The sequence below is a fragment of the uncultured Romboutsia sp. genome, from assembly GCF_958366745.1.
Classification (GTDB): Bacteria; Bacillota; Clostridia; order Peptostreptococcales; family Peptostreptococcaceae; genus Romboutsia; species Romboutsia timonensis.
In genome coordinates this window covers 1-14,847 of sequence record NZ_CATXCO010000001.1, presented here as the reverse complement: position 1 = coordinate 14,847, position 14,847 = coordinate 1, and the positions used below count along the sequence as shown (strand labels likewise).

Annotated in this window: 19 protein-coding genes; 14 read left to right on the top strand and 5 right to left on the bottom strand. The window is 26.1% G+C overall.

What is annotated here, in order from left to right; genetic code table 11:
* Positions 1-26: 26 nt before the first annotated feature.
* The 3 genes from Q5F54_RS00095 to Q5F54_RS00085 are packed head-to-tail and all read left to right on the top strand — an operon-like array spanning position 27 to position 1,917.
* A complete protein-coding gene (locus Q5F54_RS00095; RefSeq protein ID WP_281538861.1) occupies positions 27-854 on the top strand; it encodes a MerR family transcriptional regulator in 828 nt (275 codons plus the stop codon).
* A gap of 57 nt (positions 855-911) precedes the next feature.
* The gene (locus tag Q5F54_RS00090; protein ID WP_281538860.1) at positions 912-1,535 is read left to right on the top strand and encodes a PH domain-containing protein; all 624 of its coding nucleotides are present in this window, start codon (positions 912-914) and stop codon (positions 1,533-1,535) included.
* A 46-nt stretch (positions 1,536-1,581) separates the two neighbouring features.
* Positions 1,582-1,917, top strand: a complete 336-nt coding sequence (locus Q5F54_RS00085) for a hypothetical protein (RefSeq protein ID WP_281538859.1) — start codon at positions 1,582-1,584, stop codon at positions 1,915-1,917.
* Positions 1,918-2,064: 147 nt separating this feature from the next.
* On the opposite strand, the gene Q5F54_RS00080 is transcribed toward Q5F54_RS00085, so the two are convergent.
* Positions 2,065-2,718: a YitT family protein gene (locus Q5F54_RS00080; RefSeq protein ID WP_071119152.1), complete on the bottom strand. Its 654-nt coding sequence runs from the start codon at positions 2,716-2,718 to the stop codon at positions 2,065-2,067.
* A gap of 149 nt (positions 2,719-2,867) precedes the next feature.
* Between Q5F54_RS00080 and Q5F54_RS00075 the strand changes: the two genes are divergently transcribed.
* A complete protein-coding gene (locus Q5F54_RS00075) occupies positions 2,868-4,178 on the top strand; it encodes a folylpolyglutamate synthase/dihydrofolate synthase family protein (RefSeq protein WP_281538858.1) in 1,311 nt (436 codons plus the stop codon).
* A gap of 100 nt (positions 4,179-4,278) precedes the next feature.
* Here the strand turns inward: Q5F54_RS00075 and Q5F54_RS00070 are convergent, their stop codons facing one another.
* Entirely contained in the window at positions 4,279-4,527 is a 249-nt protein-coding gene (locus Q5F54_RS00070) for a TIGR03905 family TSCPD domain-containing protein (protein WP_071119154.1), read from the bottom strand.
* A gap of 120 nt (positions 4,528-4,647) precedes the next feature.
* Between Q5F54_RS00070 and Q5F54_RS00065 the strand changes: the two genes are divergently transcribed.
* Entirely contained in the window at positions 4,648-5,514 is an 867-nt protein-coding gene (locus Q5F54_RS00065) for a YncE family protein (RefSeq protein WP_281538857.1), read from the top strand.
* Between the two features lie 2 nt (positions 5,515-5,516).
* On the opposite strand, the gene Q5F54_RS00060 is transcribed toward Q5F54_RS00065, so the two are convergent.
* The 3 genes from Q5F54_RS00060 to Q5F54_RS00050 all read right to left on the bottom strand — a co-directional run bounded on the left by Q5F54_RS00060 (position 5,517) and on the right by Q5F54_RS00050 (position 6,777).
* The gene (locus Q5F54_RS00060; RefSeq protein WP_281538856.1) at positions 5,517-6,053 is read right to left on the bottom strand and encodes a DUF4364 family protein; all 537 of its coding nucleotides are present in this window, start codon (positions 6,051-6,053) and stop codon (positions 5,517-5,519) included.
* A 260-nt stretch (positions 6,054-6,313) separates the two neighbouring features.
* A complete protein-coding gene (locus Q5F54_RS00055; RefSeq protein WP_071119157.1) occupies positions 6,314-6,517 on the bottom strand; it encodes an alpha/beta-type small acid-soluble spore protein in 204 nt (67 codons plus the stop codon).
* A gap of 98 nt (positions 6,518-6,615) precedes the next feature.
* Positions 6,616-6,777: a hypothetical protein gene (locus Q5F54_RS00050; RefSeq protein ID WP_154665231.1), complete on the bottom strand. Its 162-nt coding sequence runs from the start codon at positions 6,775-6,777 to the stop codon at positions 6,616-6,618.
* Between the two features lie 124 nt (positions 6,778-6,901).
* On the opposite strand from Q5F54_RS00050, the gene Q5F54_RS00045 reads away from it, so the two are divergent.
* From Q5F54_RS00045 to Q5F54_RS00005, 9 genes are all read left to right on the top strand, one after another.
* Positions 6,902-7,666 carry a polysaccharide deacetylase family protein gene (locus Q5F54_RS00045; RefSeq protein WP_071119158.1) on the top strand — a complete coding sequence of 255 codons (765 nt, stop codon included), beginning with the start codon at positions 6,902-6,904 and terminating at the stop codon, positions 7,664-7,666.
* Positions 7,667-7,761: 95 nt separating this feature from the next.
* Positions 7,762-8,397, top strand: a complete 636-nt coding sequence (locus Q5F54_RS00040) for a single-stranded DNA-binding protein (protein ID WP_302333856.1) — start codon at positions 7,762-7,764, stop codon at positions 8,395-8,397.
* Between the two features lie 93 nt (positions 8,398-8,490).
* Entirely contained in the window at positions 8,491-9,063 is a 573-nt protein-coding gene (locus Q5F54_RS00035) for a methyltransferase domain-containing protein (protein WP_071119160.1), read from the top strand.
* A gap of 74 nt (positions 9,064-9,137) precedes the next feature.
* A complete protein-coding gene (locus tag Q5F54_RS00030; RefSeq protein ID WP_195906787.1) occupies positions 9,138-9,278 on the top strand; it encodes a hypothetical protein in 141 nt (46 codons plus the stop codon).
* Between the two features lie 2 nt (positions 9,279-9,280).
* Positions 9,281-11,050, top strand: a complete 1,770-nt coding sequence (locus Q5F54_RS00025) for a sigma 54-interacting transcriptional regulator (protein ID WP_281538766.1) — start codon at positions 9,281-9,283, stop codon at positions 11,048-11,050.
* 293 nt (positions 11,051-11,343) lie between these two features.
* Positions 11,344-12,648: a serine dehydratase subunit alpha family protein gene (locus tag Q5F54_RS00020; protein ID WP_281538765.1), complete on the top strand. Its 1,305-nt coding sequence runs from the start codon at positions 11,344-11,346 to the stop codon at positions 12,646-12,648.
* A gap of 68 nt (positions 12,649-12,716) precedes the next feature.
* Entirely contained in the window at positions 12,717-13,256 is a 540-nt protein-coding gene (gene hpt, locus Q5F54_RS00015) for a hypoxanthine phosphoribosyltransferase (protein WP_281538764.1), read from the top strand.
* 317 nt (positions 13,257-13,573) lie between these two features.
* Complete coding sequence (locus tag Q5F54_RS00010) at positions 13,574-13,978, top strand: VOC family protein (RefSeq protein ID WP_277231369.1); 405 nt, start codon at positions 13,574-13,576, stop codon at positions 13,976-13,978.
* A gap of 80 nt (positions 13,979-14,058) precedes the next feature.
* A complete protein-coding gene (locus Q5F54_RS00005) occupies positions 14,059-14,664 on the top strand; it encodes a DUF4397 domain-containing protein (protein WP_281538763.1) in 606 nt (201 codons plus the stop codon).
* Positions 14,665-14,847: the final 183 nt, after the last annotated feature.

Genomic DNA, 14,847 nt, shown 5'->3' with positions numbered 1-14,847 from the left:
ATAAAGGGAGAGAAGAATAATTAACTATGAAAGATTATTATAAAATCGGTGAAATATCAAAAATATATGGTATTGGTAGAGATTCACTTATGTATTATGAAGATATAGGAATACTAAAGCCATTTAGAGATAAAAATGGATATAGAATGTATAAGTTATCTGATATATGGAGACTAAACCTAATAAAAGAACTTAGAAGTTTAAACTTTCCAATGAAGAAGATAAAGGAATATTTAGATGATAGAAATATTGAGAGTACTAAGGAGATATTAAATACAGAAATAAGTTTAATAGATGAAAAAATAGAAGAGCTCTTAAGTTATAAAGAAAATATTATGAAGAGACTAGATACTATAAGTTATGAGTTAAAAAATCTAAAATTATACGAGATAGAGCTAGTGTATATAAATAAAAGAAAGGCATTAGAATTAAATGCTAATATAACGAAAGATGAAGAGTTTGATTTTCTAATACAAAAACTACAGAAAGATTATGAAAATAGGTTCGCCATATTAGGAAACAATAACATAGGATCTAGCTTCTGCTTAGATAAAATAAAACAAGGTATATATAATGAATTTAAGTCGGTGTTCTGTTTTTTAGAAGATGAAGAAGAAATTTATAATATTATATTCAATGAAGGGTATTACTTGACATTAACATATAAAGGGGAGTATAAAAATAATAAACATCATATTAATAAGATGTTTAAATATATAGAAGAAAAGGGATATAAAATTATATCTGACCCTATAGAAATATACAAAATTGATATTCATGAAACTGAAGATATAAATGAATTTGTTACAGAAATACAAATTCCAGTTGACATAAATCACAATAAAAATGATTAAATTCATTATGATATAATAAGTTAGAGGTATTAAGTTATTAAAAATAGGAGGAGTAAAATGGCAGGAAATTTATTTGGAAAAATGGCAGCAGATACATTAGGATTATCAGATATAGGAAAAATAATATCGCCTAAGGATTTTGACAAAGTTGATGGTGATGATTACATAATGAATGAAGATGGGGAGAAAATCTATTTCGTAATAAAATCAAAATCAGATGAGTATGTATTCACAAATAGAGGCTTATTACATGTAGATGGGGATAGTGCAGTAAGTAAAAAAAGGGTAGTAAAGAGACATGACTTTTACTATGAAAAAGTACATTCAGTAACATTAGAAACTGCAGGTACTATAGATTTAGATATAGAAATAAAATTTAGTTTTGGAAATAATTCATTTAGTATAGATGTTGATAAAAAACAATTAGAACAATTGAAAGATTTATATAAAGCATTAGTTGAGATAGGAAGAATACAAGGAAAAAATAGTACATCTATTGAAGATGGTATGAATAGTCTTAAGATGGCAAATGAAGCAATATCAAGAAGTTCACTACAAGGAAATGCATCAGAAATAGTAAAGGAGTTAACGAATTTTAACTTTAATTGGATGCAGAATATAAGAAATGAATACAACAACAAAGATTTTGGATATGTTTTTGAAAAATATATAAATAACTAATTAATATATAAAGTATGATTTAAATAAAATTTTAGGAGGCAATTATATGGCAAATCATGAATTTGGAATTATGCAAAATCAACCTATGAATAAAGAACGATTTGATGAATATGAACCCAATAAATATGATTGTATTGTAGTTGATGATAACTTTATTGAACCGATTTTAATAGATTTACAAAAATTAGATTGTTATTGGCATACTCTTCAAAATCCAGGTAAAGGTCTTGCATATTGTGGTATTACACTTATACCACCTGAATCAATGGATATATTAATAAAAATCTTATTATTACAAGATAAATTAGAATATACAGATTTGATTTATTTAGCTAATCAAGCGAAAGAAGAAAATAAATATATAATTCATTTTGGAATATAAATTATAATATAGATTTTAATAGTAAATAAGTATTTTATTATTAAACTCAATAAATATATTATTAACTGAAAATAGCAATTACATTAGATGAAAATTTTCTAATGTAATTGCTATTTTTATATAAAAATAAACCAAAATACACGTAATTTATGCAGCAGTTACTTCTGTTTTTTGAGATAATTTACAAAATACATAATTACATGGTTTTTGTAAATATTGAATCATAGGCCCTATTGCTAAAATGATTATAATTGTACCAATTCCAATAGTACCACCTAAAATAAATCCAAGTACAAGTCCGATTGATTCAGATGTAATCTTAGACATCATTAAAGATAAGTTAAGCTTAGACTTTATTGCTAACATAAAGTAATCAAGTGGAGTATTAGGTAGCTTAGATACTAAATATATAGATATACCTATGCTTATTATAGGTAAAGCTAAAATAAATACTGAAAACTTCATTAAAGTTTCAGTTATAACAATATTGCCTAAAAATAACATCCAGAAATCTACAAATAATCCTAAAAATATAGAAGTTATCATAGTGGCTATATTAGGAAATTCTTTTCTAATTATTCCACCTATAATTATTTGTATAAATGCAACAATATTCATACATAGTCCAATTGATAAGCCTGTTTTCTCACTTAATCCAATATTTACAGCATCCCAAGGTCCATTTCCAAAGTTAGAAATAGCTATAATAGAGATACCAAGAGCCATAATAAGAAGTCCAACTAAGAAAAATACTATTCTAAGTTTTAAATTAGTTTTGTCAAATTTTAAAGTACTTTCCATTAAATCCTCCCAATAAAATATATTCTATATACATTATACATTTTTATACACCAAATGCAAAACTTATAAAAATATACTATAATAAAATGTATAGAAAACTTATAAATTATATAATACATTATCTGAGTAAAACACTTAAGGGAGGAAAAATGGATTATAAAGAATCATTAAAATATATAGAAGAAACTCATAAATTTGGAATTAGGCTAGGTTTAGATAATATGTCTAAACTATTAGAACTTTTAGGAAATCCACAAGATAAATTAAATATAATTCATGTTGCAGGAACTAATGGTAAAGGATCAACATGTTCATTTATAACTAGCATACTAAAAGAAGCTGGATATAAAGTAGGATTATATACATCTCCATATTTAGAAACTTTTACAGAAAGAATAAGAATAAATGGTGAAAATATCCCAGAAAAAGATGTGGCTAGAATAGTTACTTTGATAAAAGAAAAAATAGAACAAATGGTATCAGAAGGGTATAGTTATCCAACTGAATTTGAAATAGTAACTACAATGGCATTTTACTATTATTATGAACAAGGTGTTGATTTTGTAGCTCTTGAAGTTGGACTAGGTGGTAGATATGATGCTACAAATATAATAAAAAAATCTGATTTAAGTGTTATAACATCTATAAGCTTAGACCATGTAGGAATACTAGGAGACACAGTTGCTAAAATTGCCTATGAAAAGGCTGGAATAATAAAGGAAAATGGAGTAGTTGTAGTTTATGATCAAAGTGATGAAGCTAAAAATGTAATAAAAGACATATGTAAAGAAAAGAATGCAAAATACATAGAAGTAAAATTTGATGATATAAATATAAAGAAATCTAACATAAATTCTCAAGTATTTGACTGTACTATAATAGGACAAAGATACAAAGATTTAGAAATAAAATTAATAGGAGATCATCAAGTAAACAATTCTGTACTAGCTTTAAGTGCAATTGAGATTTTAAATCAATTAAAACACTTAAATATAAATAAAGATGATATAAGACGTGGACTTATAAATACAAGATGGCCAGGTAGAATAGAAAAAATACTTAATAGACCTACATTTATAATAGATGGAGCGCACAATGAAGACGGAGCAAGATCTTTAGCTAAAGCAATAGAAAAAAACTTTAAAGGTAAAAAAGCAACTCTTTTAATAGGGATGTTAGAAGATAAAGACATAGATGCTGTTTTAGAAATACTTATGCCTTATTTTGATAAGGTAATAACAACTACGCCAGATAATGATAGAGCAATGAACTGTGAGATTTTAAAGGAAAAAATATCCAAGTATGTAGATAATGTTATATCTAAAGAAAATATAGAAGAGGCAGTAAACTATACTTTAAAAAATGCAAAAGAAGACGATATAATCATAAGTGCAGGATCTTTATATATGATAGGAACAGTTAGAACATTATTAAATGATATGATAATGTTGAGTTACTAAAATAAATAGGGTGGTATCAACCACCTTTTTTATTTTAGTATTTAAAATATAAATTTGAAAAATTGTATAAATATTCAATTTATATTTTTAATATTAGTATTTACTTTATGTTTTCGTTTATAGCTTTAGATAATTGATCTGGGCAAGATGTAACCTTTCCACCACATGGTATATTAGCTAGTTTATTAGCAACATCATGTGCATTTTGACCAATTACTAAACTTTTAAGTCCTAAAAGATTACCAGGACACCCTCCTATAAAATCGATATCAGTTATGATATTATTATCATCAACCTCGAAAGACATTTCTCTACAGCAAACACCACTAGGTTTAAATGTAATTTTCATAAAACAAACTCCTAATTATAATAATATAGTTAACATAATGATACACAAAAGAAATGCATAATACAAGCACTATATCTAATATATTTCTATAGTATATATTGTAGGAGGGAGGGTGATTACTTGAAGGTATATGTTTCTAACTATCTATCAAGAAGCATTAGTATACTAGATTACTCAACTTTGGAATTTGAAAGAGATATAAAGCTAGATGAAAATATATATCCACATAACTTTTGTATAGATAATAGACAGCAATTAGCATATATACCAAGCTCATTAGACGGTGAGTTATATGTACTTGATTTATCTATAGGAAAAATTATAGATAATATATCTATTGGAGGGAAATTGACTAATATAGCGTTATGTAATGACGAATTATTTATATCAAATGAAGATTCAAATAGTATATATATATTAGATGTAAAAACATCGAACCCTATAGGTGTAATTGGTGTAGATAATATGCCACATGGATTTGATATAGATTCTATTAATAATAGGTTATATGTAGCTTGTATAAATTCTATAATTTGTATAGATACAATAAGTAAAAGTATATGCAAAAAAATTGATACAGATTTTAAATCATGGCATGTAAAATTAGATAGAAATAAAAAGGAAATATATACGTCAACGCTAGATGGAAAAGTTGTAGTAATAGATGAAGAAAGTTTAAAAATAATAAAGATAATAGATGAGTTTTTATTGCCTGTTCAAATTTGTTTTAATTATGAAGCTAAAAAAATATATGTAGCAGATATGGGTTATAAAAAAGTGATGATATTAGATTATGACACTGGAAAAGTATTAGATTATATAAATATAGATGGAGATCCTCAAGGAATTCAGATATCAAATGATTATAAATTATTATTTATATCAGATACTAAAAATAATTTAATAAAGGTATATAACACATCAGACAATACATTGATAAAAAATATAGAAGTAGGAAAAGAGCCTACAACAATACTTTGTATGTAGGCTTAGTGATTTTCCTTTATTAATAAGTCTATAATTTCTGCATACATATAAGATGCATTATTTTTCCAATTATTACAGATTTGTTGAGCTTGTTTCTCTGAAGAAACATTTAAGTTTAAATCTATTAAGTTAGATTGATTTTCTATAACTCTTAAGTTAACAATAAACTCATTATTATTTTGTTGAATAAAACTGGATTTTACTTCTGTATCAGATAGTAAACTTTGTTTGTTAAGAGCAACATACTCATCTATTTTCTTAGTAAGATCTTCTGGAATTCTAGATAAAAAGTATTCTAAAATTTCAAGTCCTTTTTGAGTAAGAGAGTAGTATTCTCTATCAGATTCTTTATATGTAGTTAAAAATTTAGATTCCATAAGCTGAGATAAAAACTGTTGAAGAGAAAAATAATTCATCATTTCAGTTTCTAGAACAACTTGCGTTATTTGAGAATTAGTTAAATCCATATTAATTTTATCTAAAATATATAAAATTAAAAGCTTATGAGAAGCTAATTCTTCAGATGAGTTTTCAAACATAATATCATCCTCCGTAAACTATTTCTATATAATATATTAAACTAAAATATATAAAAATAAAAGTAGAATTTATATATTATTATAAGTATATTTTATGTAATAATTATTCTAAATAATTAAGTTTAATTTTTTATTTTGATTAAAAATTTATATAAAAATTTATTCGATAGTAATTAAGATACATGAAATTTTATTTATTTTAGAAACAAAAAGGCTACCAATTGGTAGCCTTTTTTACTTAGATGTCAAAATCTACTATACTACTTACCAGCCATTTGTTGTTCAGCTAATTCAACTAATTTTTTAGTCATATAACCGCCAACATATCCATTTTGTCTAGCTGTTAAGTTTCCTTTGTCAACAGTATCGTAGTTTGCTAATCCTATTTCGTTAGCTATTTCTAACTTCATTTGGTTTAAAGCAGCCTTAGCTTCTGGAACTACAGTTCTATTATTGTTTGACATAGTAAATTTCCTCCTTAGATGATAGTTAACAACATCTTGTGTTGTTGTTTATAATGTTCCCTTAAATTTTAGAAAATATACATAAGTTTAAAAAACTATTAATATTTTTTATCCATTTTTAATTTTTTATCCTTACGTATCCCATCTTGTATTCCATGGGCTTCTCTATAATAGTGCCTATTCTCAAATTTTAGAGTTTTCCTTGCAGTTTCTACTTGATGACCTTTAAGATTACCAAATTCACTTCTAATATTTGACATAAAATACACCACCTTTATTTAAGATTACTTTTAAGTTGCCCAAATAAATAATTTATTTTTATAGTAATTTTTTGAAATTAAAAAAATAAATTTTAGTATATGATTTTTTAAAGGGGGGTGTAATATGAAATTTAAACTGGGTAGAACTAAATCTTTATTTTCAAGTGTATTTTTTTTAATGTTAACCATGGTATTGCTATTTGGAATGGTTTATGGAATAAGATACGTTTGTTATAAGCAGGGAGATACAAATATGCCTATATACAAGGTAGATACAGATGATAAAAAAATAAGCCTGAGTTTTGACGTTGCTTGGGGTTCAAATAATATAGATGATATTTTAGAAATATTAGATAAACATAATGTAAAATCAACTTTCTTTTTAGTAGGAAGTTGGGTAGATGACAATGAAGAATTAGTAAAAAAGATACATAGTAAAGGTCATGAATTAGGAAATCATTCCAATACCCATTCAAATACTACAGTTTTATCAGATAAGGATATAGTAGAAGAAATTCAGTTAACTACAGATAAAATATCAAAGTTAGTTGGAGAAGAAGTAAGTTTATATAGACCACCATTTGGTGAGGTAGATGATAAAACTATGGAAATATGTAAGTCATTGGGTTATCAAGTTGTGAAGTGGGATATAGACTCATTAGATTGGAAGGAAATAGGATCACACCATATAATAGATAGAGTTGTTAGAAGTTCACAGCCAGGATCTATAGTATTATTTCATGCAAATGTAAATGGTGTGAAATATTATTTAGATGATATATTGACTAAATTAGAAGAAGAGAATTATGAAATGGTACCAGTATCAGAATTAATATATCAAGATAATTATACTGTAGATAGTAATGGTGTTCAAAAAATAAAAAAGTAAGTTGTAATAAAAAATATTATATATAAATATATTTATTATATAGATTTAAAAATTCTGATAAAAAGATATTAATTAACAATTTTGGGGGGATAAAAATGATAGCTGTAAAAGAAGATACTAACATAGTTAATTTAAAAGGGACGATAGAAAATAATTTACAATTTAGTCATGAAATATTTGGAGAAAAATTTTATACTACAAAAATAAAAATAAATAGACTTAGTGAATCATATGATGTTTTACCTATAACTATATCAGAGAGATTATTAGAAGAAGTAGATTTAAATGAAAATAAATTGGTTAAAGTTACAGGACAATTAAGATCTTACAATAAAAATATAGATAATAAAAATAGACTAGTATTAACTATATTCGTAAGAGATATAAAGCAAGAAGAAGAAGATAATAAAGATCCGAATAGCATATTTTTAGATGGATATGTATGTAAAGAACCAATATATAGAAAAACTCCACTGGGAAGGGAAATAACTGATTTATTAGTAGCTATAAATAGACCATATAACAAATCTGATTATATACCATCAATAGTATGGGGGAGAAATGCAAAATTTGCTAAGAGCTTAAAAGTTGGTGATAGAATACAAATATGGGGAAGAGTACAAAGTAGAGAGTATGAAAAGAAACGTGAAGATGGAGAACCAATTAAGAAGGTTGCGTATGAAGTTTCTATTTCAACGATTAAAAAAATGTCAGAAAATAATAATGATTAAAATTTCTTTACCTTAGAATTTACCTATTGAATAGTTACCTCCAATTTATTATAATTTATTTTATGAAATGATAAAATAAAGAGGGGGAGAACTGTGAAAAGCATACTATATCACAATTATGAGCCTAATGCGGATTTAACAGATACTTCTGATGATATAACTTGTTTTTTAGATAAGATAAAGTATACTATAGGTAATAATATATTACTTGTTGGAGATATAGGTAACTTAGGTAACAGATTAAGAATGCTCGGAGTTTCTGTTACAATACTAGAAAATACTTGTTATGAGGATATATGTTATTCTTTAATAAAAAATGTTAATTGCAATGTTGTAAAAGGTAGCTTAGAGTTTTTACCATTTGAAGATAAATATTTTGATAAAGTAATTATATTAGATCATTTTAATCATACAACTGACAGTGAGAGAGTGATAAGTGAAATAAATAGAGTATTAAAAGTAAACGGAGAAGTTATACTAGAAGATTTAAATTTAAAGAACATAAAAGTTAAATTAAAGAATCTAAAGCATAAACTTTGTGGTGAAAATATAAATTATCACTACCCTAATGAGATCATTGATTTATTTTCAAAGGTCAACATTAAAGGAATAATGAAGGAAATAGAGAACGAAAGATATATTTATATAGGTAAGAGAAATAGATAGTAATATAGTATATAAAGACTAGGTTTTACCTGGTCTTTTATATTTAAAATAATAAAATAGGAGAAAATATACTTATGACAATAAATTATAATTTAGTAATAGTAGTTATGCTTTTTATAGTACTTATGTCTATTCAATTTACATTAAATAAAATATATGTATTATTAAAAGAAATTAAAGAAATACTTAACCTAAAAAAAATTAAGGATAAATAACTATGATAACTCTAAAATATATAAAAGATGAAATACAAAAAATAGCAGAAGCTATAGAGGCTGTTTTAGAAATAGATGTAACTATAGTTGATGAGAATTTAGTAAGAGTTGCTGGAACTGGTATATATGTAGAAAAAATCGGAAAAAAGGTTAATGGATACTCAGCCTTTAAAAAATCAATAATTGAACAATCAAATATATTAATAACTGACCCAAGTTGCAATGAAATATGTAAAGAATGTTACTCAAGGTCAGATTGTAGAGAGTTTTCGGAAATGTGTTGCCCAATAGTATGTGAAGGAAAATCATATGGAGTAATAGGTCTTATAGCTTTTGATAGTGAGCAAGCAGATAGAATAAATAAAGATCATGAAAACCTTATCAACTTTTTAGGGAAAATGGCAGACTTAATATCTAATAAATTAAAAGCTCAGATTAAAGCTTATGAATTAGAGCTAGAAAAGAAAAAGCTAGAAACATTATTAGACAGTATGGATAAGGCTATAGTATCTATTGACGTGAAAGGAAACATAGATAGATATAATTCGAAGTTTAAAGAAATATTTAAATTAAGTAATCCAGTATGTAGTGAAAATATTTTTAACATATTAGATTTTATGGGAGCAACACCGATTAATAAATTTGAAAAAGAGAAATCCTATAGTTTTTATTATAAAAAAGGAAAGTATACTTTAAGAGGAATATATAATATAAATAAGATAGTATTAAATAATGAACTTAAGGGATATGTTATAGATTTTATAGATAAAAAGGATGCTATAAAAAATTATAATAAAATTAATAAAGAATATAAGATAATGCTTGATAATATAATAGGAGAAAGTCAAATTATAAAAAATACAAAAAGTGAAGCATTGATGGCATCAAAATCAACATCTACTGTATTAATAATAGGAGAAAGTGGGACAGGTAAAGAATTATTTGCGAGAGCTATACATAACCACAGTCAAAGGAGTGAGAATCCTTTTATAGCAGTAAATTGCGCTGCTATACCAGATAATTTACTAGAAAGTGAACTATTTGGATATGAAGAAGGAGCATTTACTGGTGCTAAAAAGGGGGGAAATTTAGGAAAGTTTGAACTAGCTGATAAAGGTACTATTTTCTTAGATGAAATAGGAGATATGAGCCTTCACTTGCAAGCTAAATTACTTAGAGTTCTACAAGAAAAGGAACTTAATAAAATAGGATCTAATTTAAATAAATCAATAGATGTAAGGGTAATAGCGGCTACAAATAAAAATCTAGAAAATATGGTCAGCAATGGATTATTTAGAGAAGATTTATACTATAGATTAAATGTTATACCTATAAATTTACCAAGTTTAAGAGAACGGAAAGAAGATATACCTTTATTGATAGATTTTATGGTTAAAGAGTATGCTAAAAAGCTTGATAAAGATGTAGAATATGTTGATGAAAGTGTATTAGAAACTTTAATAAAATATAAATGGCCAGGCAATATTAGAGAACTACAAAATATAATAGAATATAGTGTAAACATGTCATCCTCTAATAGAATTACCGTTGATATATTACCAAGCCAAATAAAGCAAAAGCCAAAAAATCAAGTATCGATGGAGATTGAAGATATAGAAACTTTGGATGAACTAGAAAGAAGAGAGATAATAAAAGCCTTAAATAAATATAAGGACTATAAAAAGGATAAAGATTTAGTAGCTAAGGCTTTAGGAATATCAAGAGCTACTTTATATCGAAAATTAGATAAATATAACATAATCTCAAAATGAGACAAAATATCATTTTGAGATTTTTTTTTATCATTTTGATACAAATATATAATTTTAATAATGCATAAAATTTATTTTTTGTATAAAATAAAATTAATAAATAAAAATATTTTTTTATGACAAATTTAGATAAATCTTTAAATAACTATATTACACATATTAAGTTTCTGAATTTAGATGCAGTAAACTATTATTTTATAACTAAATGTCATAAAAATTATATTAAAAATAAAAAGTTGGCATGATTATTGCTTGATATAAATATATCAAAAATATTTTGGAGGGATAAAATTATGAGAAATGTAAAAGAACAATTAGTTAATATATTAAATGCGGAGGTAAAACCAGCATTAGGATGTACTGAGCCAGTTGCTGTAGCACTAGCTTGTGCGAAAGCTAAAGAATTATTAGGGGAAGAAATAGTAAAACACTCTGTATTAGTTAGTCCAAATGTATATAAAAATGGAATGTGCGTAGGAATACCAGGAACAGAAAGATTAGGTCTTAAGATATCAGTAGCTTTAGGATTTATAGGTGGACACTCTGAAAATGGATTAAGGGTATTAGAAACTTTAACACCAGAAGAAGTTAAGCTTGCAGAGGAGTATATGGATAATACTCCGATAGATATATCACCTGCTGATACTAAGGAAAAGGTATATATAGAAGTTTCTTTACAAGGTGCTACAAGAACTTCAAAAGTTGTAATAAGAACAAAGCATGATAATTTTGTTTATTTAGAAGCTAATGGAGAGGTACTATTAGATGAAGAACAACCAGTAGAAGTAGCAATTACAGTTGAAAATGAAGAAAATATATTAGATACAATAACTATAAAAGAATTAGTTGAAAATGTAGATGAATTAGATTTTAAAGATATAGAATTCTTATTAGAAGGAATAGCTATGAATGAAGAAATATCTAATTATGGATTAAATCATAAAGTAGGTATAGGTGTAGGATACGGAATAAAGAAGTCTATGGAAGATGGATTACTTGGAGATGATTTATTAAATAACTCTATGATGATAACAGCAGCTGCGGCAGATGCTAGAATGGCAGGGGTAAAAATGCCAGTTATGAGTTCAAATGGTAGTGGAAACCATGGTATAACAGCTATACTTCCAATAGTTGCTTATAATAAAAAATTCCCACAAACTGATGAAAAATTAGCTAAAGCATTAGCAATATCTCACTTAGTAACAGCGTATGTTAAAAACTATACTGGTAGATTATCTGCCGTATGTGGATGTGGTGTTGCTGCATCAACAGGAGCTACAGCAGCTATAGCGTGGCTAATGAGTGGAGACATAAAGAAAGTTGAAGGAGCTATGGAACATATAGTAGCTAGTTTAAGTGGTATGATATGTGATGGAGCTAAATCTGGTTGTGCAGTAAAATTAGCATCAGCAGCATCAGCAGCAGTACAAAGTGCTATAATTGCAAATCAAAATTGTTTCGTACCATCTAAAAATGGAATAGTAGGTTCAAGTGTAGAAGAAAGTATACAAAATTTAGGTAGAGTAAGTGATAAAGGAATGACAGTCACAGATGAGGTTATAATAAATGTAATGGATGATATGAACAAGGTTAAGTAATTATCTTGCAAAACTATTTAATCTCCTATAAAATGAATAATATCATCATATTAGTGGAGGGTTAAACTATGAATATAGAAACTAAAAAGTGGGAAGTTTTATGTTCTGAAGAGCAAATAGCATCAAGACTTAAAGAATTAGGAGCTCAAATATCTAAAGACTATGAAGGAAAAAAACTTTTAGTAGTATCTTTATTAAAGGGAAGCTTCATATTCTGTGCAGACTTAGTAAGAAATATAACTGTACCAGTTAAAATTGAATTTATGACTACTTCAAGTTACGGACATGGAGAAGTAAGTACAGGAAATGTAAAAGTAGTATCGGATGTTAACTGTGACTTAGAAGGATACGATGTATTAATAGTTGATGACATAACAGACACAGCACTTACTATGCACCACGTTATGAATCATTTAAAAGCTAAAAATCCTAACAGTGTAAAATCTTGTGTATTACTTGATAAGCCAAGCAGAAGAAAGGTAGAATTAGTACCTGATTACTGTGGATTTGAAATAGAGGATAAATTCGTTGTCGGATACGGATTAAACTACGGAGACTATTATAGAAATATACCTTACGTATTTAATGTTACAAATGAAGATAGATAATAAAAAAGTTGCTCGAAATGAGCAACTTTTTTGTATAAGTAGATAGAGGATCTGACTTAAGTAAATTAAACTATTGTTCTAGTTATTTTGCTGATTATATTGAAATTACTATATAAAGTTTTTTACATATGAAAAATGTATATTTTTAGGTTTTAGTATTTTCAATAATTATATTTAATTATTAAAACGGGTTAAACTATATAATAAAAATAAGATATGATTTATTAATATTAGACATAAAATTATACACATAATAACAAAATGATTGTTACTATGTGTATAAAATAAATGATAAAAAAGCTATAAGGAGAACTAAAATGTGTATAAAAATGTTACACCATGTGTGTATACAAACTGATAAATATAAGGAATCATTAGACTTTTATACAAATGTACTAGGATTTAAAGTGATTAGAGAGAGTAAAGATTTCCATACTAGAGATTATAATACTTGGATAAAATTTGGCGAATTTATGATAGAGTTACAAACTGCTAAATCTAATGACACTTTACATAAATGGAGTTCATCAAATGCAGGACCTGTACATTTAGGTTTTTTAGTTGATGATGTACAAAAAGAATACGATAGAATTAAGAATTTGGGGTATACAGACTTTAAATTAAAAAATGGACAAATTGTATATGAAGTTGAAGGTGAAAAATTATTTAAAATAAAGGCTCCAGAAGGTACAGAAATAGAAATAAGGGATACAGATATATAGAGAATTTAAATAGAGTCAAAAAGGCAAATGGTTAATATTATGATAGTAGTATGATATTTTAAACTTAAGGGGGATACAAAGTGAGAAATTTCAACGAAAATTACTCTTTAGTCAGAGGATTACATGCAGTAGTAGGTGGAGATACCGTAGATATATATTTAAATGGAAATCCATTTTTTTATAATATTAAATTTACCGATTTTACACCATATGTATATGTACCAGAAGGAAAATATACAGTAGAAGTTTTTCCAAGAGATCAAAAGGAAAATCCAATTGTTACAGGAACTATAGAGGTTAGTCCAGGTGAACTAATTACTATAGCAATTACAGGTGAGTCTGATAAGACAATAGAAATACTACAAATAAAAGAAGAAATGGAAACACCAACAGGTAATAAATCTAGGGCAAGATTTATACATTTAGTTCCAAATGGAAGACCAGTAGATATACTATTAGATAAAGAAATGGTTTTAGAGGATGTTGAGTATAAAGAAGTAACTCCATATACAGATGTAGACCCTAAAACATATCAAGTAGATGTATTATTAAATGAAAATGGTCAATTAATTAGGCAAATAAGAGTAACTATAAATCCTGGAAGGGTGTATAGTTTCTATGGCTTAGGTAATAAACCTAACTTCCAAATTTTCCAATCTCTTGATGGAGCTACATTTATGATTTAAATAAAATATTAAAAGAGTATCTTATAATATAAAAGATAAGATACTCTTTTAATATTTACTTTTTTCATAAAATATATTTTATTTTGTAAAAACTTTTTTTAAAAAAATTATTAATAAACTCCTTGTGCTAGTTATAGTAGTCGAACTTAAAAAAGTTCGTAAATAGATTCTTCAAGGCTCTTG